Here is a 21771-nt window from a genome sequence, read left to right as displayed (position 1 = left end):
TTACATCGCGTCCAGTGCCTGCTCAAGTTTGTAGATATAGCGCGGTGCCTGCGGCGCAGGATGATTTCGTGCTACATGGTCGAGGAACTCGTCAGCATCCAGATCGTTGATTTTGCTGATCGCCTTTTTCCGATCTGACGAGAAAGTCCGTAACAACGCACCTGCCCCGTTAGCGTATGACACCACCAGCGCATATTGCAGTACCTTCGGATCTTCAATGCCTGCCAGCGGGCCGGTTTCCAGGATATTCAGGTAAGCCGCCCCCATTGAAATATTACGTTCTGGATTCTTCAGCTCGCTGGTCGTCGGCTCACCACTCCAGCCCATACGGCGATAGACATCACGTCCGGAGGTTGAAGCTTTTAACTGCATCAAACCAATGGCATTCGATTTACTCACCGCGTTCGGATTACCACCCGATTCGATAGCGATAATCGCCGTGATCAATTGTGGATCGACGCCCCAGGCTGCACCGGCTTTCTGGCTTATTGGCATCCACTGCATCGCACGTTGCACCGGAACTTTCGCGTTCCACGGCGGGTTCGTGTAGTCATGCTTTGATGAACAACCCGCTAATAACACAATCAAAAAGGCAAACCATCTTAATTTCACTTCTTCTATCCTTATAGCCTGGAATCGCCGTTGAGGTGACAACGGCACACCTAAGCGGCATGATATACATTTCGTTTCTGTTGTCAGCAAGGAATTGCCATGTCTCTGTTTCACTTAATAGCCCCATCGGGTTACTGCATAAAACAACACGATGCGCTGCGTGGTATCCAGCGCCTTACCGACGCGGGGCATCAGGTCAATAACGTCGAGGTTATTGCCCGTCGTTGTGAGCGTTTTGCGGGTACGGAAACGGAGCGTCTGGAAGATCTCAATTCCCTTGCCAGACTGACTACCCCCAACACTATCGTGCTGGCTGTACGCGGTGGTTACGGTGCCAGTCGTTTACTGGCGGATATTGACTGGCAGGCACTGGTGGCTCGCCAACAACATGACCCGTTGCTCATTTGCGGACATAGCGATTTTACCGCCATTCAGTGCGGTCTTCTGGCGCAAGGCAATGTCATCACTTTTAGCGGCCCCATGCTGGTAGCAAACTTTGGCGCGGATGAACTAAACGCCTTTACCGAGCATCATTTCTGGCTGGCGTTACGCAATGAAACCTTCACCATTAAATGGCAAGGGGAAGGCCCGACATGTCAGACTGAAGGCATGTTGTGGGGAGGCAATCTTGCGATGCTCATTTCACTGATCGGCACACCATGGATGCCACAAATTGAGAATGGTATTCTGGTGCTGGAAGATATTAACGAGCACCCTTTCCGCGTCGAACGTATGCTATTGCAGCTCTATCATGCGGGAATTTTGCCCCGTCAGAAGGCGATTATTCTCGGTAGCTTTAGCGGCAGCACGCCCAATGATTATGACGCAGGTTACAACCTGGAGTCTGTGTACGCGTTTTTGCGTTCCCGCCTGTCGATTCCACTTATCACCGGCCTCGATTTTGGTCATGAACAACGCACGGTTACGCTGCCATTGGGCGCACATGCCATACTTAATAACACCCAGGAAGGCACTCAGTTGACGATTAGCGGTCATCCTGTTCTTAAAATGTAAAAAAATCACGCTTCAGGGCTAAGTAAAACGCTGTCTCTGCCGCTAATATGGTAGGGTTTATATAAGAGACAGCGTAATCAGGAGTAACCGACCGTTGGATGCCACAACAATAATTAGCCTTTTCATCTTAGGATCCATCCTTGTCACCAGCAGTATATTACTTAGTTCATTTTCTTCCCGTCTTGGCATTCCTATTCTGGTTATTTTTCTGGCGATCGGCATGCTGGCAGGAGTCGATGGCGTCGGCGGTATCCCGTTTGATAATTACCCCTTTGCCTACATGGTAAGTAACCTGGCGCTGGCGATTATTTTGCTCGACGGCGGGATGCGCACTCAGGCCAGCTCCTTTCGCGTAGCGCTAGGACCGGCGCTGTCACTGGCGACGCTGGGCGTACTTATCACCTCTGGTTTAACCGGCATGATGGCGGCGTGGCTGTTTAATCTTGATTTGATTGAAGGCTTATTAATCGGCGCTATCGTCGGCTCCACCGATGCTGCGGCGGTATTTTCTCTGCTGGGTGGTAAGGGGCTTAACGAACGCGTTGGCTCGACGCTGGAGATAGAGTCCGGCAGTAATGATCCAATGGCGGTCTTTCTGACGATTACCCTGATTGCGATGATCCAGCAGCATGAAAGCAGTGTCAGCTGGATGTTCGTGGTCGATATTCTGCAGCAATTTGGCCTCGGGATTGTCATCGGTCTTGGCGGTGGTTATTTACTGCTGCAAATGATTAATCGCATCGCCCTGCCCGCCGGTTTATATCCATTGCTGGCATTAAGCGGCGGTATTTTAATTTTTGCTTTAACCACGGCGCTGGAAGGCAGCGGTATTCTGGCTGTTTATCTGTGCGGTTTTCTGCTGGGTAATCGGCCAATTCGCAACCGCTACGGCATTCTGCAAAATTTCGACGGCCTTGCCTGGCTGGCACAAATCGCCATGTTCCTGGTGCTGGGGCTGTTGGTTAACCCAAGCGATCTGCTGCCTATTGCCATTCCGGCGCTCATTTTGTCCGCATGGATGATATTCTTCGCTCGTCCTCTTTCGGTATTTGCCGGATTGCTACCGTTCCGCGGTTTTAATCTACGTGAGCGCGTGTTTATCAGTTGGGTGGGATTACGCGGCGCGGTGCCAATCATCCTGGCCGTATTCCCGATGATGGCAGGGCTGGAGAATGCGCGACTGTTCTTTAATGTCGCCTTCTTTGTGGTTCTGGTTTCACTGCTATTGCAGGGAACATCACTCTCGTGGGCGGCGAAAAAGGCCAAAGTGGTGGTTCCGCCCGTCGGACGTCCGGTGTCACGCGTTGGCCTGGATATTCATCCGGAAAATCCATGGGAGCAGTTTGTTTATCAATTGAGTGCCGATAAATGGTGCGTGGGCGCGGCACTGCGCGATCTGCATATGCCAAAAGAGACGCGTATTGCGGCACTGTTTCGTGATAACCAGTTGCTTCATCCCACCGGCAGCACCCGACTGCGCGAAGGTGATGTGTTGTGTGTAATTGGTCGGGAACGCGATCTCCCGGCACTCGGTAAACTGTTTAGCCAGTCGCCGCCAGTCGCGTTGGATCAACGCTTCTTTGGTGACTTCATTCTCGAAGCCAGTGCCAAATATGCTGATGTGGCGCTGATATATGGCCTGGAAGATGGGCGAGAATATCGCGATAAGCAGCAAACGCTGGGTGAAATTGTCCAGCAGTTGTTAGGCGCGGCACCGGTTGTCGGTGACCAGGTAGAGTTTGCCGGGATGATCTGGACGGTGGCCGAGAAAGAAGATAATGAAGTGTTGAAGATTGGTGTACGGGTAGCAGAAGAGGACACTGAATCTTAAATAAAATGCTGCATCTATCACCGGATACAATGCTTTGCTGAACGCAGCCTGAGCCTGTACATAACCTTGTCATTTCCTGACTTTAATATGCTCATTCCAACATCGGAAGAAAGTTAAATTATGGATGACAAACCATTGCAGGCTCTGGCTAATAAATTCAAAACACCGGCTCAAGAAAGTCAGCGTAAGGGCTTCTTCTGACTGCAACAGGTGAAGAATAACCAGCCCCGCATTACCGGTATACCCGTCAACCATCAGGGGCCCCTGCCTGACATCGCCCGAACATATTCCCCCACGCAACCTGCCGCGCTGACGTAGCCCACAGAATACGCGTTTCAGGCTGCCCTGTATCTGCAGTGGCGTTTCATCCGCCTGTAGCACCGGATGCATGAGCGATTTCTTATAGTTATTACTTTGCTTAATAACGATTATTTCCGGGTCGTTCGCTTTCGTATTTTCACTAATACGTCAGAGCTGCCTGGGCCGTAATAAAACTTGTTCAGATCTGTTACGCATGTACCAGACCCGTCACGGCATTTCTGACCCGGGAAAAGTCAACGATGAGTCGTTATATCAGCGCAAATGACGTTTTGTGGCACCTTTGCGGTGACCACATTCACGTCTCCGGCGCTGCCAGAGGATATTTATTTCAAGGATACGTAGCATTATGGCCAGCATTAAAGACATACGCCTATTCGCCCCATCTTCCTATAACACAGGCGTACACCCGTCAGGGCGGCGCTTACTGACGGTGGAATTCAAGAATCATCTTTTGCGGAACATGCAGTATCTCGGCCCGCAAAAATTTCGCTGGGGTGATGCCCCCCAGAGGATCATTGACCTCAGTAACGCGGACAAAGTGAAAATACAGATGGAAAACAATATTACCATCACGTTGGAGGCCCCTCCGGACCCGCAATATAACGAGTTCAGGTTGGTCGCCGAATGGTGCTCATGGGCTATACAGCAAGATGGTCTGCAAGAAAACCTGAACGAAACTCTGAAAGAAACCCAGCAAGAAATCCTGCAAAAAAAAGTGCCAGAAATATCACAAGAAGACGTGAAAGAAATCCTGAAAAATATCCTGGAAGAAAACCTGCCAGCAATCCGAACTGAAAACCGGGCAGAGGCATTGCGCAGAATGAAGGAATGTCTCATAAATAGACAAATTATGCTCAATCTTAGCGATCTTGGATTGACCTCACTCCCTGAAAATTTGCCTCCACTTCTGATGAAATTTTACTGCAATAATAACGTGTTGTCCGCGTTACCGAAGATGTTGCCGAAGGAACTGAGGGTGCTTGAGTGTATGGATAACGTTTTGATCTTGTTACCAAAGGTGCAGCCCCCGAAACTGATGATACTGAAGTGCTGTGAAAACTATATTATCTGGCTACCTGAGCTGTCGACTAACCTGAGAGTGATTAACTGTTCTGAAAACTTCTTGCAATTTTTACCGCCGTCGATGCCCCAGTACCTGTATAAACTATCCTGTGCCGGCAACAATATTAACTCAATACCTGATGAGATGCTGGAGAACTTGACTCGCCTGAAAGTATTTGACTGTTCTAGTAACGATTTGATCTCTGCACCACGGCTGCCGCCCAAGCTAATAATATACTACTGTGGTCACAACCAGTTTAAAACGATATCGGTGCCGCAGCCCCATAGCCTGAAGTTGTTTGACTGTAACAGTAACCCTTGGGACAAAGACAATTTACCGACGCTGCTCAAAGCCGTCGAGGGCCTGAAAAACCAGGAGGGCCTGGTGGACCTTTTAGACTTTTTGCGCAAGGAAGGCCAGTTTGACCTGGAGGGACTCGAGGAGCTGGAGGACCTGGAGGACCTGATGGCTCTGGAGCACCTGGAGGATCCGGTACTCCTGGAGCGCGTGAAGGTACAGGAGGACCTGGAGCTCATGAATCATCAGTTGAGCCTGTTGAGGCTTGAAAGACAGCAAGACTCGCAGCCTGTTAATCACGAAGCTGAACATGAACCCGAATCTGCATCAAGGGTGAAGCGTGATTTATCTGAACCAGAGTCCAAGTCAACGATGAAGCGTAAACGTTTTATGTAGAACGCCTGTACCGTGAGTTCATATTCCGGGAAAAGAGTGTCCATCATTGTAATGGACACTCTCATGGGAAATGGCTCTGTTGTATTCACAGCAACAGTTGCTGACCAGCGGGATGGATAATTTTTGCAACCAGAAGATTTTTACATCCGATCGGATAACAACAAGTTACACCGTCACAACCGGGACCCGTAACGCCAGCGCGCACATCAACTCATAACCCACGGTTCCGGCAGCGGCGGCAACAGCATCAATTTTGATCTCCTTGCCCCACAGCTCAACCGGTGTACCAATACCCGCCTGCGGGCAAGGCGTTAAATCGACCGCCAGCATATCCATCGAGACTGTCCCCACCGTCATGGTACGCACGCCGTCGACTAAAACAGGTGTACCGGTAGGCGCGTGGCGCGGATAACCGTCGGCGTATCCTGCGGCAACAATGCCGATTCGTTGCTCATCGCGCGCAGTATAGCGACCGCCATAGCCCACACGCTCACCCGCTTTTAGCGTCTGGACACCAATAATCTCACTGCTTAGCGTCATTACCGGACGTAATCCGGTATTGGCGATATCGCGCCACTGACCCGACGGCGAAGCACCATACAAAATAATGCCAGGCCGAACCCAGTCAAAATGCGCTTCCGGATGCCACAGAGTCGCCGCCGAATTGGACAATGAACGCCGACATTCCAGCCCTTCCGCCGCCTGCTCAATACGCGCCATTGCGCCGGCAATCCCATCAGGATGCTCCGCCTCGGCAAAATGCGACATCAGAGTCATTTCGCCAACATTCGCCATCGCCCGCAGCTGCTGCCAGACGGTAAGCACACGATCAGGCTGGAAGCCCAACCGATTCATCCCACTGTTCACTTTAAGATAAATATCCAACGGCGCTTTTAGCCGCGCATTTTGCAGTGCTTTGAGCTGCCAGTTGCTGTGGACGCAGGTGGTCAGGCGGTACTGGTCATAAATTTCCAGATCCTGTGCATGGAAAAAACCCTCCAGCATCAGGATCGGTCCTTTCCAGCCGCGCTCACGTAACGTTATTGCCTCTTCCAGATTAAGTAATGCAAAGCCATCGGTGGCCCCTAGCGCGCTCCAGATACGCTCAATACCGTGCCCGTAAGCATTCGCTTTTACCACCGACCAGACACGCGCGTGCGGCGCGGCCTGCCGGACAATGGAAAGATTCTGTTTTAATGCCTGCAGATCGAGGCTGGCCTGTATCGGACGGGTCATCTCGTTTCCTTAGCTGTGCGCGCCATGTAAATGGCCCGGGCGTGATGGCGTAAATCCACGGCTGTAGCGTGCTACGCTTAAATCCTCATACGGGATCGCTGGCGTACGACCAGAGAGCAGATCGCTTAACAACTGACCGGAACCGCAAGCCATCGTCCAGCCGAGCGTACCGTGACCGGTATTCAGCCACAGATTTTTAAAGCGTGTACGCCCCACAACCGGCGTGCCGTCTGGCGTCATCGGGCGCAGACCCGTCCAGAATGTGGCCTGCTCGACATGACCGCCGCGTGGATAGAGATCGCGAACCACCATTTCCAGCGTTTCACGACGTGGCTGCAACAGCTCGGTGTTAAAGCCAACAATTTCCGCCATTCCACCAACGCGAATGCGGTTATCGAAACGAGTAATGGCGATTTTATAGGTTTCATCAAGAATGGTGGACACCGGCGCGCCATCTTCTTGCGCAATCGGAATGGTCAGCGAGTAGCCTTTCAGCGGATAGACCGGAATATCAACAATGCCTTTAAGCATCGCCGTCGAGTAAGAACCAAACGCCATCACATACGCATCGGCCTTAATCACTTCATCACCACACTTCACGCCAGAGATCTGCTCGCCGTCGCAAAGCAGTTGGTCAACAGGCGTATTAAAGCGGAATTTAACCCCCGCCTGCTCTGCCATCCGCGCCAGATTCTGGGTAAACAGCTGGCAGTCTCCGGTTTCGTCATTGGGTAACTGCAGGCCGCCCGTCAGTTTGTGCGCCACTTCCGCCAACGCGGGCTCTACTTCCGCCAGGCGGCTGGATTCCAGCAGTTGATACGGTACGCCTGCATCCTCCAGCACGGCGATATCGCGAGTGGCGTTTTCATATTGTTGTTCTGTACGGAACAGTTGCAGCGTCCCGCCCTGCCGCCCTTCATACTGAATATGAGTTTCGGCGCGCAATGCTTTCAGGCAATCACGGCTGTATTCCGCCAGACGCACCATCCGCCCTTTGTTTTCCATGTAGTGGCTGGTGTCACAGTTACGTAACATTTGCCACATCCATTTCAACTGGAACTGCGTACCGTCGAGACGAACCGCCAGCGGTGCATGGCGCTGGAACATCCATTTAATCGCTTTTAAAGGTACACCTGGCGCTGCCCACGGCGCAGCATAGCCGGGGGAAATTTGCCCGGCATTCGCAGCACTGGTTTCCAGGGCGGCTCCTGACTCCCGATCAATGACGGTGACCTCATGTCCTGCCTGATTTAAGTACCAGGCGCTGGCAACGCCTACCACACCACTTCCCAGTATGACAACTCGCATAGCCACTCCGATAACGGTAGATACAGTAAAAGAATAATAATCTAATTACATCTTGATAACTCAGTTGAAAATATTATTCAACATACGGCTTTTTTATGGTGAGCTGGCTCACATCTCCCTGACTCTGCAGCAATATGGCATCTTTAGTATCTCCTGCTGAACACCCTTTTTAACCAGCATAAAATTCCGCTCAGAAGCGAATTACTGGCACTCTGATAATAAGAAATCGCAAAGAAAAAAATTCTTCGGCGACGCGGTTTTTAACAGGTGTTCTATGCTTGAAATGAGGTGTTCCACACAGAGAGCACCGACAACAATGAGGTGCGCGTATGGCGACGATCGATTCTATGAATAAGGACACCACACGTTTGAGCGATGGACCCGACTGGACGTTTGACCTGCTGGATGTTTATCTGGCAGAGATAGACCGGGTAGCGAAACTCTATCGGCTGGATACCTACCCGCACCAGATTGAAGTGATCACCTCAGAACAGATGATCGATGCCTACTCCAGCGTCGGCATGCCAATTAACTATCCACACTGGTCATTCGGTAAAAAGTTTATCGAGACTGAACGGCTGTATAAGCACGGTCAGCAAGGACTGGCCTATGAAATCGTCATTAACTCTAACCCGTGTATCGCTTACCTGATGGAAGAGAACACTATCACCATGCAGGCACTTGTGATGGCCCACGCCTGCTATGGGCATAACTCTTTCTTCAAAAACAATTACTTATTCCGTAGCTGGACCGACGCCAGTTCGATTGTCGATTATCTGATTTTTGCCCGTAAATATATTACCGAGTGCGAAGAACGTTATGGCGTAGATGAAGTAGAGCGGCTTCTGGACTCGTGCCACGCGCTGATGAACTACGGCGTGGACCGGTACAAACGCCCGCAAAAAATCTCGCTGCAAGAAGAGAAAGCCCGGCAGAAAAGTCGCGAAGAGTATCTGCAAAGTCAGGTCAATATGCTCTGGCGTACCCTGCCGAAGCGCGAGGAAGAGAAAACGGTTGCTGAAGCGCGCCGCTATCCGTCCGAGCCACAAGAAAACCTGCTCTATTTTATGGAGAAAAATGCGCCCCTGCTGGAATCATGGCAGCGTGAAATTCTGCGTATTGTGCGTAAGGTGAGCCAGTATTTTTATCCGCAAAAACAGACTCAGGTGATGAACGAAGGCTGGGCGACCTTCTGGCACTACACCATCCTTAACCATCTGTATGATGAAGGGAAAGTAACGGAACGTTTTATGCTGGAGTTTTTGCACAGCCACACCAATGTGGTCTTCCAGCCGCCCTATAACAGCCCGTGGTACAGCGGCATCAACCCGTATGCCCTCGGGTTCGCCATGTTCCAGGATATTAAACGGATTTGTCAGTCGCCAACGGAAGAAGACAAATACTGGTTCCCGGATATCGCCGGTTCCGACTGGCTGGAAACGCTGCATTTCGCGATGCGTGATTTCAAAGATGAGAGTTTTATCAGCCAGTTCCTGTCACCGAAAGTGATGCGTGATTTCCGCTTCTTCACCGTGCTGGATGACGATCGGCATAATTATCTGGAGATTTCCGCTATTCATAATGAAGAAGGTTATCGGGAGATCCGTAACCGGTTATCGTCGCAATATAATTTAAGTAATCTGGAGCCGAATATTCAGATCTGGAACGTGGATTTGCGCGGCGACCGTTCGCTGACGCTGCGTTACATTCCACATAATCGCGCACCGCTGGATCGGGGGCGCAAAGAAGTGCTGAAGCATGTGCATCGCCTGTGGGGATTTGATGTGATGCTGGAACAGCAAAACGAAGACGGCAGCGTCGAGTTGCTGGAACGTTGCCCGCCGAGAATGGGAAATCTGTAAAAACAACAAAAAACCCCTCGTTTGAGGGGTTTGCTTTTTAAACGGAAGGGATTATCGCCCCTGAATGGCTAAATCACCCGGCAGATTTTTCTGCATCCGGTGCCAAATCTCGCCGCTCTCATGCCCATAGCGACGCACTGTTTCGTATACCTGATCGTGTGCGCCTTCACTGCACAACGCCGACAGTTTGTGGTAGAAGCCCAGCGCCAGACTGCGCGCTTCCGGATTGGCGAAATAGTGACGACCAATGCGCGTATACAGCCCTTTCATCCCGTTAAGGATCAGACCGTAAATCGGGTTGCCGGAAGCAAACGCCAGACCGCGGAATATGTTGTAATCCAGCTCGGCAAAGGCATCGGCGTGATCGGCCACTTCATTAGCGGTAGCCAGCACTTCCTGCGCTTTATCGGGATGTTGACGAAACGCGGTGCGAATAAAAATCGTTGAAATATTGGTACGCACCGACAGCAAATTATCAATAAGCTGCGGCACACTTTCGTGATCCAGTCGCGCCAGTGTTTCAAGGATATTTAAACCGGAGGTTTCCCAGAAATTATTCACCTTCGTCGGCTTGCCATGTTGAATGGTCAACCAGCCATCTCGTGCCAGGCGCTGTAACACTTCACGTAACGTAGTACGCGTCACGCCAATTAATTCTGAAAGTTCACGTTCTGCGGGCAAAATAGTCCCGGGAGGGAAGCGGTTATTCCAGATACTTTCAATAATGTACTCTTCCGCGAAACCCGCCGGGCTTTGCGCCTTAATGACCATAGTGAGATTTCCATAACACAGCAAAACAAAGTTGGACTCATCATACCAGAGGGCTAACTACGCTGATAGCAGACAAAAAGAAGAAAAAAGGGATCAAGGCTTCATTTTCCGCATCTCTTTACCCTTGACTATCAAGACTTGCCTCACTCCTGCCTGACCGTTAAGCTTTGCGTTTAAACATAAAAACATCATTGATTATTTGTAAGGTAAGGGAAACCATCATGGAGATCTCCTGGGGCCGCGCGCTATGGCGCAATTTTTTGGGCCAGTCCCCCGACTGGTACAAACTCGCCCTCATCATTTTCTTAATCGTAAATCCGTTAATTTTCCTCATCAGCCCTTTCGTCGCTGGCTGGTTGCTGGTAGCGGAATTTATTTTCACTCTGGCGATGGCCCTGAAATGCTACCCGCTACTCCCCGGTGGCCTGTTGGCTATCGAAGCGGTATTCATCGGCATGACCAGCGCGGAACACGTCCGTGAAGAGGTGGCGGCAAATCTTGAAGTCTTGCTGTTACTGATGTTTATGGTGGCGGGTATCTATTTTATGAAACAGCTGTTGCTGTTCATATTTACCCGTTTGCTGTTAAGCATTCGCTCCAAAATGCTGCTGTCGCTCTCTTTTTGCGTGGCAGCGGCGTTCCTCTCCGCGTTCCTCGATGCCTTAACCGTCGTGGCGGTGGTGATCAGCGTTGCCGTCGGTTTTTATGGTATTTATCACCGCGTAGCCTCTTCCCGTACTGAAGATACCGACCTGCAAGACGATAGTCATATCGACAAGCATTACAAAGTGGTTCTGGAACAGTTCCGTGGCTTTCTGCGTAGCCTGATGATGCATGCCGGTGTTGGCACCGCATTAGGCGGCGTGATGACCATGGTGGGCGAACCACAGAACCTGATCATCGCTAAAGCGGCTGGCTGGCATTTTGGCGATTTCTTCCTGCGCATGTCGCCGGTGACCGTTCCAGTTCTGATTTGTGGCCTGTTGACCTGCCTGCTGGTGGAGAAGCTACGTTGGTTTGGCTACGGCGAAACGCTGCCGGAGAAAGTCCGCGAAGTGCTGCAACAGTTTGACGATCAAAGTCGCCACCAGCGTACCCGTCAGGATAAAATTCGTCTGATTGTCCAGGCGATTATCGGCGTCTGGCTGGTCACCGCGCTGGCGTTGCATCTGGCGGAGGTTGGCTTGATTGGTTTGTCAGTCATTATTCTGGCGACATCATTGACCGGTGTCACCGATGAACATGCTATCGGTAAAGCCTTCACCGAATCTCTGCCATTCACCGCACTGTTGACGGTGTTTTTCTCGGTAGTCGCGGTGATTATCGACCAACAACTGTTTTCGCCGATTATTCAGTTTGTGTTGCAGGCATCGGAACATGCTCAGCTGTCGCTGTTCTATATTTTCAACGGTCTGCTGTCATCCATTTCGGATAACGTCTTCGTGGGGACGATTTATATCAACGAAGCGAAAGCGGCAATGGAAAGTGGCGCTATCACGTTGAAGCAATACGAGCTGCTGGCGGTCGCCATTAATACCGGTACCAATCTGCCCTCCGTCGCTACGCCGAACGGTCAGGCTGCGTTCCTGTTCCTGCTGACCTCTGCACTCGCGCCATTGATTCGCCTCTCTTATGGGCGCATGGTGTGGATGGCCCTGCCTTACACCCTCGTCCTGACACTCGTCGGCTTGCTCTGCGTCGAGTTTACGCTTGCCCCTGTAACCGAATGGTTTATGCAAATGGGCTGGATAGCAACGCTTTGATAACAACTTACCGGGCATATAAATGCCCGGTTTGCCTTTTCGCCCGATAATTGTCCAATTGCGTCCTATTTTTGCTGCCTCCTGGTGGCGCAGCGAATGAATTGGTTTAAACTGCGCACTCTATGCATATTGCAGGGAAATGATTATGTTGCGATTTTTGAATCAATGTTCACAAGGTCGGGGCGCGTGGCTGTTGATGGCGTTTACCGCTCTGGCACTGGAACTGACGGCGCTGTGGTTCCAGCATGTGATGTTACTGAAACCTTGCGTGCTCTGTATTTATGAACGCTGCGCATTATTCGGCATTCTGGGTGCTGCGCTGATTGGCGCGATCGCCCCGAAAACTCCGCTGCGTTATGTAGCGATGATTATCTGGTTGTATAGTGCGTTCCGCGGTGTGCAGTTAACTTACGAGCACACCATGCTTCAGCTCTATCCTTCGCCGTTTGCGACCTGTGATTTTATGGTTCGTTTCCCTGACTGGCTGCCGCTGGATAAATGGGTACCGCAAGTGTTTGTCGCCTCTGGCGATTGTGCCGAGCGTCAGTGGGAATTTTTAGGTCTGGAAATGCCGCAGTGGCTGCTCGGTATTTTTATCGCTTACCTCATTGTCGCGGTGCTGGTGGTGATTTCCCAGCCGTTTAAAGCGAAAAAACGTGACCTGTTCGGTCGCTAATCCATTTGGCGCTCCTGCGGGAGCGCTTTTTGCTGCCGCTATGTTCATTTGACCCGCAGTAAATCCGTACTTCGTGTTGTATAACGTGGTGAAAGCATGGCACGCTTCATCTGCCATTGTTGCTGGATCCCCTGCCCGGCAAAATAGAGTGTTCCTCTGCCCTCTTTGGCATTCAGCGTATCCATCACCGTCATCAATTGCTCACTCCCGGGACGCGGTGCATTGTCATCGAATAAATTGAGCTGCGCGACTCTCTGACTGAAAAAATCGCCCAGCATCACGCCTGCTTTTTGGTAGCGATGGCCCGCTTGCCAGATGGCATCCAGAGATCGCGTAGCGGCGTTAATAATATCCCTGCTGTCCTGAGTGGGCGTCAGTAGTTTTACCGACGCACTATTGCCGTAATAAGGTTCATTGAGCGCGAATGGCGACGTTTTTATAAATGTGGAGATAAACCGACAATATTGATGCTCGCTGCGAAGTTTTTCCGCCGCCCGGGCAGCGTAACTACAAATGGCCTGCCGCATCGACGTATAATCCGTGATGCGTTCACCAAACGAGCGGGAACAGATAATTTCCTGCTTCGTCGGTGCAAACTCTTCCAGCTGCAAACAGGGTTCGCCGCGCAGTTCACGCACCGTTCTTTCGAGCACGACATTAAAATGTTTACGGATAAACCGGATATCTGTATCCGCCAAATCGAGAACGGTTTTGATCCCCATCGCGTCCAGTTTTTTGCTGATCCGCCGTCCAATCCCCCAGACTTCATCCACGGGGAGAGCAGACATTAATTTACGCTGGCGTTCCAGATTTGATAAATCCACCACCCCACCCGTCTGCCGCTGCCATTTTTTTGCCGCATGATTGGCAAGCTTAGCCAGCGTTTTGGTCTGGGCGATCCCCACACCAACAGTAAGATGGGTACGTTGTAGCACCGTTGCGCGAATTTCTCTGCCAAAATCAGTCAGATCGCGACAATTACGCACACCGGTCAGATCGCAGAATGCCTCATCAATACTGTAAATCTCGATGCGGGGCGATAGCTCTTCCAGCGTCGACATCACCCGATTGCTCATATCGGCGTAAAGCTCATAGTTACTGCTAAAGCAAACCACGCCACAGCGGCGAAACAGATCTTTTTGTTTGAACCAGGGATCGCCCATTTTAACGCCCAGCGCTTTTGCCTCGGCGTTGCGGGCAATAACACAACCGTCGTTATTAGATAAAACAACCACCGGTTTACCCCATAAATCAGGGCGAAACACCGTCTCACAACTGGCATAAAACGCGTTTACATCACAGAGGGCAAACATCAGCGCATCGCCTTAACGACGTGGATCACCACACCAAAGACATCCAGCGTATCTTCATTACTGATGGTAATGGGCGAGTACGCACTATTCATGGGAATAAGCTGCACTGTCGGGCGTAGTTGCAATTTTTTCACCGTAAACTCGCCGTCAACAGCAGCGATGACAATATCACCATGGCTGGCGGTAATCGCACTATCGACAATCAGTAAATCGCCGTCGCTAATCCCGCCGTCAATCATAGAATCACCACTTGCTTTGACGAAGTAAGTCGCGCTGGGGTGCTGGATCAACAGTTGATTCAGATCGATGCGCTGTTCAACGTAATCTGCGGCCGGTGAAGGAAAGCCACACTGAACAAGATCGCTAAATAGCGGAAAAGTCACAATTTCGCGGAGGTCCGCAGGCTTGATAAACAACATAATAATCTGCCTGAAGTTATACTGTTTTTATATACAGTAGTCTGTTCTTGCCAGCAGATCAATACTGATTCAGGCTATCAATATTTGTCGCTGCATAGACTGCTGATTTTTCGTTCTCTTATCCTGTGCTCACGCGGCCTTCTGGCGACGACGCTCATCCAGCAGAAATGAAAAATATCACCCGGCTAAAAATAGAATAGAAGCATTCGCCATAATGACATTAAACATTGTTTGATATTTATCATATTAATAGAAATAAAGACATTGACGCATCTCGCCCGGCTAACTATGAATTAGATGAAGTAAAATTCATTAATAGTTGTAAAACAGGAGTTTCATTACAATTTATATATTTAAAGAGGCGAATGATTATGACTGAAATCGTTGCAGATAAAACGGTAGAGGTAGTTAAAAACGCAATCGAAACCGCAGATGGAGCATTAGACCTTTATAATAAATATCTCGATCAGGTCATCCCCTGGCAGACCTTCGATGAAACCATAAAAGAGCTAAGTCGCTTTAAACAGGAGTATTCACAGGCAGCCTCCGTTTTAGTTGGCGATATTAAAACCTTACTTATGGATAGCCAGGATAAGTATTTTGAAGCAACCCAAACGGTGTATGAATGGTGTGGTGTTGCGACGCAATTGCTCGCAGCATATATTTTGCTATTTGATGAGTACAATGAGAAGAAAGCATCCGCCCAGAAAGACATTCTCATTAAGGTACTGGATGACGGCATCACGAAGCTGAATGAAGCGCAAAAATCTCTGCTGGTAAGCTCACAAAGTTTCAACAACGCTTCCGGAAAACTGCTGGCGTTAGATAGCCAGTTAACCAATGATTTTTCAGAAAAAAGCAGCTATTTCCAGTCACAGGTAGATAAAATCAGGAAGGAAGCGTATGCCGGTGTCGTCGCCGGTCCATTTGGATTAATCATTTCCTATTCTATTGCTGCGGGCGTAGTTGAAGGGAAACTGATTCCAGAATTGAAGAACAAGTTAAAATCTGTGCAGAGTTTCTTTACCACCCTGTCTAACACGGTTAAACAAGCGAATAAAGATATCGATGCTGCCAAATTGAAATTAACCACCGAAATAGCCGCCATCGGGGAGATAAAAACGGAAACTGAAACAACCAGATTCTACGTTGATTATGATGATTTAATGCTTTCTTTGCTAAAAGAAGCGGCAAAAAAAATGATTAACACCTGTAATGAGTATCAGAAAAGACACGGTAAGAAGACACTCTTTGAGGTACCTGAAGTCTGATAAGCGATTATTCTCTCCATGTACTCAAGGTATAAAGTTTATCACATTTAAAAATACAGACGTTTTTTAAAGATTGAGAGTTACCTGTTAATAATAAGGTATCGGGTAACTCTCATTATGACAGAGCGCTTTCAAAAACAGGGCTACGAAATGGCGAGCATCCAGACGTATATTAAGAAAGCCCCCATCAACATCTATTAAATTTATCACTGCGCCCAGTCAGGTTTATTTAAGATATGATCCTGCCAGTCAATCACTTCTGATTCTTTCACTGCGATATGACGCACAGAGATACGTTCGCCATGCATTGCCGCTTTCGAACCAGTAAGCAGCGGATGCCACGCAGGTAAATCTTTACCTTCCGCCAGCAAGCGATAAGCGCAGGTTATTGGCAACCATTCGAATGTTGGCAGATTTTCACGGGTTAGTTTAATGCAGTCGGGTTCAAACTCGAAACGACGCTCGTAGTTCCGACATTGACAGGTTTTAATATTGAGCTGGCGACAGGCGACGTTAGTGAAGTAGATTTCGTCGGTGTCTTCGTCCATTAGTTTATGCAGACAACACTGACCGCAACCATCACACAACGACTCCCATTCCGCATCGCTCATTTCGTCCAGGGTTTTACTTTGCCAGAAAGGTACATCGCTCATCAGGTGTTCCGCCATTACGTTAAAACGCACCTTATAACCAGTCTGGCACAGCGATGCAAGTTTTGCCGCCGCTTTCAGGCGGCAAAAAGTATTACAAAACGCGAGTTGTCAAAGAATGTCCATCGAAAGTAACCGTCAGCTCATCACCGCTTTGCAAGGGGCCGACGCCATCAGGCGTGCCTGTCAGCACAACGTCACCGGCCTTGAGGGTAAAAAACTTGCTCATATAAGCGATCAGCGGAACGATTTTATGGATCATGTCCGCAGTCGTACCTTGCTGGCGTTGTTCGCCGTTGACGCTCAGGCCCAGCACTGTATTTTGCGGATCGCCGGTGAATTCCGCCGCTGGAATAAACCCGGATAGCGGACAAGAGTTATCAAACGCTTTGGCCTTTTCCCACGGCTGCCCGGCTTTCTTCATTTTTCCCTGAACATCACGCAATGTCAGATCGAGCGCCACGCCGTAACCGGCAATTGCTTTGCGGACATGCTCTTCCGTAGCCTGACGTAGCGTCGCGCCAATCAACACCGCCAGTTCGACTTCATGATGAACTGAACCGAAATCGGATGGGATCGCCAATGGCTGCCGCAGATCGCACAGTGCCGTCTCTGGTTTAATAAACAGCACTGGCTCTTCGGGCACTGCACTGCCCATCTCTTTAATATGTTTGGCATAGTTACTGCCAACACAGACTACTTTACTCACCGGATAATCCAGCAGCGCACCTTGCCAGTTGTGATGTTGATACATAATGTTCCCCTCACTTATCGTGGATATGAAAACCCGCGCCGACAAAGATAATGCCACCGCCGGATATCGGTTATTTGTTAGTGTCGTCTGTTTTCTGCCCCATTACGGAAAGATGTTGCTTCAGCAAATCTTCGGGGGGTGGCGGTAACTGCAGATAGTAACCTTGCTCGGTTAATGCCAGTTTAACCTTCTCAATATCGGCATTGACCAATTTCTTCCGCCCATCCAGCGGCAGAATCATCGCTAACTGAGGCTGACCAAAACCTTTCATCAGTTCCTCAGGAACACGCGAAAAATCGTCTTTTTTTTCGACATATAAATAGGTCTGGTCACGCTTGCTGCTTCGATAAATCACACAAAACATACATTTACTCTTTAAAATGCCAGGTTTTGGCATAAGCTAACATCAATGAAACCCGCGCCACAAGCCAGCCAGCTGTAGATTTCTGCGGTTTGTTCAATCCATGCGCCCTTTATAAGTAATCCCCGGCAAGAATACCGCACCAGGATTTTACCGAATACAGGAAAGCCACTGGAATTCCCCCGTAAGGAATTGTTATATTATAACAGTTCATCGTACTCATTCTGAACAGGAGACTACCTATGAAAATCAAGGGCATCAGTAAGGGTGTATTGCTGCTTGCACTGCTAACCTCTACGAGCTTTGCTGCAGGTAAGAATGTCAATGTTGAGTTCAGAAAAGGTCATAGCAGCGCTCAGTACTCCGGCGAAATAAAGGGATATGATTACGATACATATACCTTCTATGCCAAAAAAGGCCAGAAAGTGCATGTGAGTATCTCTAATGAAGGCGCTGATACTTACCTCTTCGGACCAGGGATCGATGATTCTGTTGATTTATCCAGATATTCCCCAGAACTCGATAGTCACGGACAATACGCACTCCCTGCTTCTGGCAAATATGAGCTGCGAGTGCTGCAAACCCGAAACGACGCCCGTAAAAACAAAACTAAAAAATATAACGTCGATATTCAAATTAAGTAAATGTCAACCGACGGGGACTCTCCCCGTCATAAACGTTAACGCCCCACTCCTCTCTGTCGCTCAAGAGGTTAATGACGAATAGCAGACAATGCCGAATAGAACATAATGTAAACAAGGCATCACTCACGACACATAAATAACATCTTTGTGGTGGTTTGATTGATTTTTCCACTCCGCTTACCATCCACACCAAAATAACGATCATCACGACATAATTTTTCTTTAACATCGCAAAATACACCGTTAGCGAATGTAAATTCGCTGGGCTCGTAGCCTTGTAATGATTGTAAGTTTTCAGCGGCTTTTTCGCCGAGATGTTTCCTTGTTAACTCTGGGGAAATGCCATCTGAGTTCACACAAATATACGGGTCGCAAACAACGCCGCACGCCGGAGATTGAAGTCCGCCAGCGTCATTTCCAGACGCCATTGATGAGAACATCATCCCCACACCTGACAATCCGATATAAAAAATACGCATCATATTCATAGCACATCCTGATAATCCAACCGTACAACACTTATGCTCATTTCATCATCAATCCGTAATCAAAACCGCTGACCTGGACGAGTTACGATGACCTGACAGAAGTATCAGACGTCTTCTGCGGATTCTATGATAGAGCAATTGTTCAGCTGATATTAAGATAAAGGTGGCCGTCTTTTAATGGCGTTGAAAGAAATGTAAAGTTAAGAAAGCTTAGCGATGGTGAAAAAATATGCTTGCCTCAACACTGGATATTTAAACAGTTCTCATGAGATTGTCACGATTAGAGTGCAGAAAAAGGAAGGGTAATTAAGAACAATCAAAAGTACGACGGCAATAGGTTGATTGACAAGGGTATTTTTTAAGCTATGAATCAGCGCCATTTATCACAGAATAGACTTTTACTCTGAATAAATGGGAGGGTGACTTGCCTCAATATAATCCAGACTATAACATGCCTTATAGTCTTCGGAACATCATCGCGCGCTGGCGATGATTAATAGCTAATTGAGTAAGGCCAGGATGTCAAACACGCCAATCGAGCTTAAAGGCAGTAGCTTCACTTTATCTGTGGTTCATCTGCATGAGGCAGAACCTAAGGTTATTCATCAGGCGCTGGAAGACAAAATCGCTCAGGCCCCCGCATTTTTAAAACATGCCCCTGTTGTACTCAACGTCAGTGCACTTGAAGACCCGGTAAACTGGTCAGCGATGCATAAGGCTGTTTCGGCAACCGGTTTGCGGGTTATTGGCGTAAGTGGCTGCAAAGATGCGCAACTTAAAGCCGAAATTGAAAAGATGGGGCTGCCTATCCTGACGGAAGGAAAGGAAAAAGCGCCGCGTCCAGCTCCCGCACCGCAGGCTCCAGCGCAAAATACAACGCCGGTCACAAAAACGCGTTTAATAGATACCCCGGTGCGTTCCGGTCAGCGTATTTATGCTCCACAATGTGATCTGATTGTTACAAGCCACGTTAGCGCTGGGGCCGAATTGATTGCCGATGGTAACATTCATGTTTATGGCATGATGCGCGGTCGTGCGCTGGCAGGGGCAAGTGGTGACCGGGAAACGCAAATATTTTGTACGAACCTGATGGCGGAACTGGTGTCCATCGCAGGTGAATACTGGCTGAGTGATCAAATCCCAGCAGAATTTTATGGCAAAGCAGCGCGACTACAGTTAGTCGAAAACGCTTTGACCGTTCAACCGTTAAATTGATCCCTTTTTAACAAGGAATTTCTATGGCACGCATTATTGTTGTTACTTCGGGCAAAGGGGGTGTTGGTAAGACAACCTCCAGCGCGGCCATCGCCACTGGTTTGGCCCAGAAGGGAAAGAAAACTGTCGTGATAGATTTTGATATCGGCCTGCGTAATCTCGACCTGATTATGGGTTGTGAACGCCGGGTCGTTTACGATTTCGTCAACGTCATTCAGGGCGATGCAACGCTAAATCAGGCGTTAATTAAAGATAAGCGTACTGAAAATCTCTATATTCTTCCGGCATCACAAACACGCGATAAAGATGCCCTTACCCGTGAAGGGGTCGCCAAAGTTCTTGATGATCTGAAAGCGATGGACTTTGAATTTATCGTTTGTGACTCCCCGGCAGGGATTGAAACCGGTGCGTTAATGGCACTCTATTTTGCAGACGAAGCCATTATTACCACCAACCCGGAAGTCTCCTCAGTACGCGACTCTGACCGTATTTTAGGCATTCTGGCGTCGAAATCACGCCGCGCAGAAAATGGCGAAGAGCCTATTAAAGAGCATCTGCTGTTAACGCGCTATAACCCAGGCCGCGTGAGCAGAGGTGACATGTTGAGCATGGAAGATGTGCTGGAGATCCTGCGCATCAAACTCGTCGGCGTGATTCCTGAGGATCAATCAGTATTGCGCGCCTCTAACCAGGGTGAACCGGTCATTCTCGACATTAACGCCGATGCGGGTAAAGCCTACGCAGATACCGTAGAACGTCTGTTGGGAGAAGAACGTCCTTTCCGCTTCATTGAAGAAGAGAAGAAAGGCTTCCTCAAACGCTTGTTCGGAGGATAAGTTATGGCATTACTCGATTTCTTTCTCTCGCGGAAGAAAAACACGGCCAACATTGCAAAAGAACGGCTGCAGATTATTGTTGCTGAACGCCGTCGCAGCGATGCAGAACCGCATTATCTGCCGCAGTTGCGTAAAGATATTCTTGAGGTCATTTGTAAATACGTACAAATTGATCCTGAGATGGTAACCGTACAGCTTGAGCAAAAAGATGGCGATATTTCTATTCTTGAGCTGAACGTGACTTTACCGGAAGCTGAAGAGCTGAAATAAGCCCGCTGTAAAAGCGTATTTATCTTTAAGGCAGAGCCATCTCTGCCTTGAATTTTTCATTCCTCTCATCCACGTTTAGTAAGCGCGGCGAGTATTCTTGCTGATGCTACTCATTGCTTCCCCCCCCATTACACCTTAATGCCGTTCCCCCCACACAGAACAAATTGTTTATACCTGGCTGAGTAAATAACCTTATTGTTAGTATTGGTATGCTGGGAGATGATAACCCCGCAATTTCATTATTCATTGTTCTCCCATAGGATGAGGTTTCCCGCCGTAACTGGCGGGCTTTTTTTGCCGCAGAATTTTCCCTTTTAACATCCTGTAAACGGAAACTGCGCCGAAGTGAACCGCCCCGGTTTTCCTGGAGAGTGTTTTATCTGTGAACTCAGGCTGCCAG

General features: G+C 49.1%; 21 protein-coding genes and 1 pseudogene. 11 read left to right on the top strand and 11 right to left on the bottom strand.

The features are described from left to right. The gene (gene emtA / locus HEN33_RS13975; RefSeq protein ID WP_001295616.1) at positions 1 to 612 is read right to left on the bottom strand and encodes a membrane-bound lytic murein transglycosylase EmtA; all 612 of its coding nucleotides are present in this window, start codon (positions 610 to 612) and stop codon (positions 1 to 3) included. 99 nt (positions 613 to 711) lie between these two features. Here emtA and ldcA point away from each other — a divergent pair, with 99 nt between their 5' ends. Then, positions 712 to 1626: a muramoyltetrapeptide carboxypeptidase gene (ldcA, locus tag HEN33_RS13970; protein ID WP_176263668.1), complete on the top strand. Its 915-nt coding sequence runs from the start codon at positions 712 to 714 to the stop codon at positions 1624 to 1626. Between the two features lie 94 nt (positions 1627 to 1720). Beyond that, positions 1721 to 3391, top strand: a pseudogene (locus HEN33_RS13965) (potassium/proton antiporter); the annotation flags it as partial. On the opposite strand, the gene HEN33_RS27105 reads toward HEN33_RS13965, so the two are convergent. Continuing rightward, a complete protein-coding gene (locus HEN33_RS27105; protein ID WP_423509186.1) occupies positions 3329 to 3487 on the bottom strand; it encodes a hypothetical protein in 159 nt (52 codons plus the stop codon). The pseudogene HEN33_RS13965 and the gene HEN33_RS27105 overlap by 63 nt on opposite strands. Before the next feature lie 637 nt (positions 3488 to 4124). Here HEN33_RS27105 and HEN33_RS13960 point away from each other — a divergent pair. After that, positions 4125 to 5534: a hypothetical protein gene (locus HEN33_RS13960; RefSeq protein ID WP_176263670.1), complete on the top strand. Its 1410-nt coding sequence runs from the start codon at positions 4125 to 4127 to the stop codon at positions 5532 to 5534. 165 nt (positions 5535 to 5699) lie between these two features. Here the strand turns inward: HEN33_RS13960 and dadX are convergent, their stop codons facing one another. Then, positions 5700 to 6770, bottom strand: coding sequence for a catabolic alanine racemase DadX (dadX, locus tag HEN33_RS13955; protein ID WP_176263671.1), 1071 nt, complete (start codon positions 6768 to 6770; stop codon positions 5700 to 5702). Between the two features lie 9 nt (positions 6771 to 6779). Further along, positions 6780 to 8078 carry a D-amino acid dehydrogenase gene (gene dadA, locus HEN33_RS13950; RefSeq protein ID WP_176263672.1) on the bottom strand — a complete coding sequence of 433 codons (1299 nt, stop codon included), beginning with the start codon at positions 8076 to 8078 and terminating at the stop codon, positions 6780 to 6782. 329 nt (positions 8079 to 8407) lie between these two features. On the opposite strand from dadA, the gene HEN33_RS13945 reads away from it, so the two are divergent. Next, the gene (locus HEN33_RS13945; protein WP_176263673.1) at positions 8408 to 9940 is read left to right on the top strand and encodes a SpoVR family protein; all 1533 of its coding nucleotides are present in this window, start codon (positions 8408 to 8410) and stop codon (positions 9938 to 9940) included. Positions 9941 to 9991: 51 nt separating this feature from the next. On the opposite strand, the gene fadR is transcribed toward HEN33_RS13945, so the two are convergent. Further along, positions 9992 to 10711, bottom strand: a complete 720-nt coding sequence (gene fadR, locus HEN33_RS13940; RefSeq protein WP_000234823.1) for a fatty acid metabolism transcriptional regulator FadR — start codon at positions 10709 to 10711, stop codon at positions 9992 to 9994. 221 nt (positions 10712 to 10932) lie between these two features. Here fadR and nhaB point away from each other — a divergent pair, with 221 nt between their 5' ends. Then, positions 10933 to 12474, top strand: coding sequence for a Na(+)/H(+) antiporter NhaB (nhaB, locus tag HEN33_RS13935; RefSeq protein ID WP_000406391.1), 1542 nt, complete (start codon positions 10933 to 10935; stop codon positions 12472 to 12474). A 145-nt stretch (positions 12475 to 12619) separates the two neighbouring features. After that, on the top strand, positions 12620 to 13150 hold the full coding sequence (dsbB, locus tag HEN33_RS13930; RefSeq protein ID WP_000943444.1) for a disulfide bond formation protein DsbB: 531 nt from the start codon (positions 12620 to 12622) through the stop codon (positions 13148 to 13150). A gap of 44 nt (positions 13151 to 13194) precedes the next feature. Here the strand turns inward: dsbB and umuC are convergent, their stop codons facing one another. Then, positions 13195 to 14463: a DNA polymerase V catalytic protein gene (umuC, locus tag HEN33_RS13925; protein ID WP_176263674.1), complete on the bottom strand. Its 1269-nt coding sequence runs from the start codon at positions 14461 to 14463 to the stop codon at positions 13195 to 13197. Next, the gene (locus HEN33_RS13920) at positions 14463 to 14882 is read right to left on the bottom strand and encodes a translesion error-prone DNA polymerase V autoproteolytic subunit (protein WP_032302891.1); all 420 of its coding nucleotides are present in this window, start codon (positions 14880 to 14882) and stop codon (positions 14463 to 14465) included. Before HEN33_RS13920 ends, umuC begins: the two co-directional genes overlap by 1 nt. Before the next feature lie 371 nt (positions 14883 to 15253). Between HEN33_RS13920 and hlyE the strand changes: the two genes are divergently transcribed. Then, positions 15254 to 16153 carry a hemolysin HlyE gene (gene hlyE / locus HEN33_RS13915; RefSeq protein ID WP_072665059.1) on the top strand — a complete coding sequence of 300 codons (900 nt, stop codon included), beginning with the start codon at positions 15254 to 15256 and terminating at the stop codon, positions 16151 to 16153. A gap of 206 nt (positions 16154 to 16359) precedes the next feature. Here the strand turns inward: hlyE and HEN33_RS13910 are convergent, their stop codons facing one another. The 3 genes from HEN33_RS13910 to HEN33_RS13900 form a co-directional block, all read right to left on the bottom strand. Beyond that, positions 16360 to 16806, bottom strand: coding sequence for a YcgN family cysteine cluster protein (locus tag HEN33_RS13910; RefSeq protein ID WP_024218650.1), 447 nt, complete (start codon positions 16804 to 16806; stop codon positions 16360 to 16362). 91 nt (positions 16807 to 16897) lie between these two features. Continuing rightward, the gene (locus HEN33_RS13905; protein WP_000284282.1) at positions 16898 to 17557 is read right to left on the bottom strand and encodes a fumarylacetoacetate hydrolase family protein; all 660 of its coding nucleotides are present in this window, start codon (positions 17555 to 17557) and stop codon (positions 16898 to 16900) included. 70 nt (positions 17558 to 17627) lie between these two features. After that, positions 17628 to 17921, bottom strand: a complete 294-nt coding sequence (locus tag HEN33_RS13900; protein WP_001297679.1) for a YcgL domain-containing protein — start codon at positions 17919 to 17921, stop codon at positions 17628 to 17630. 239 nt (positions 17922 to 18160) lie between these two features. On the opposite strand from HEN33_RS13900, the gene pliG reads away from it, so the two are divergent. Next, a complete protein-coding gene (gene pliG / locus HEN33_RS13895) occupies positions 18161 to 18562 on the top strand; it encodes a g-type lysoyme inhibitor PliG (RefSeq protein ID WP_000693759.1) in 402 nt (133 codons plus the stop codon). 119 nt (positions 18563 to 18681) lie between these two features. Here pliG and HEN33_RS13890 read toward each other — a convergent pair whose 3' ends face one another. Next, a complete protein-coding gene (locus HEN33_RS13890; protein ID WP_176263675.1) occupies positions 18682 to 19050 on the bottom strand; it encodes a YcgJ family protein in 369 nt (122 codons plus the stop codon). A gap of 519 nt (positions 19051 to 19569) precedes the next feature. On the opposite strand from HEN33_RS13890, the gene minC reads away from it, so the two are divergent. From minC to minE, 3 genes are read left to right on the top strand one after another with little or no spacing between them, the layout of a single operon-like run. Next, entirely contained in the window at positions 19570 to 20265 is a 696-nt protein-coding gene (minC, locus tag HEN33_RS13885) for a septum site-determining protein MinC (protein ID WP_000072536.1), read from the top strand. Between the two features lie 23 nt (positions 20266 to 20288). After that, on the top strand, positions 20289 to 21101 hold the full coding sequence (gene minD, locus HEN33_RS13880) for a septum site-determining protein MinD (protein WP_000101055.1): 813 nt from the start codon (positions 20289 to 20291) through the stop codon (positions 21099 to 21101). Positions 21102 to 21104: 3 nt separating this feature from the next. Beyond that, positions 21105 to 21371 (top strand): cell division topological specificity factor MinE, encoded by a 267-nt coding sequence (minE, locus tag HEN33_RS13875; RefSeq protein ID WP_001185665.1) that lies wholly within the window; start codon positions 21105 to 21107, stop codon positions 21369 to 21371. Positions 21372 to 21771 lie beyond the last annotated feature (400 nt).

The sequence above is a fragment of the Escherichia sp. 94.0001 genome, assembly GCF_013369155.2.
Lineage (GTDB): Bacteria > Pseudomonadota > Gammaproteobacteria > Enterobacterales > Enterobacteriaceae > Escherichia > Escherichia coli_F.
Note: the sequence above shows the minus strand (reverse complement) of the source record. Positions and strands in the feature narration are given on the sequence as shown.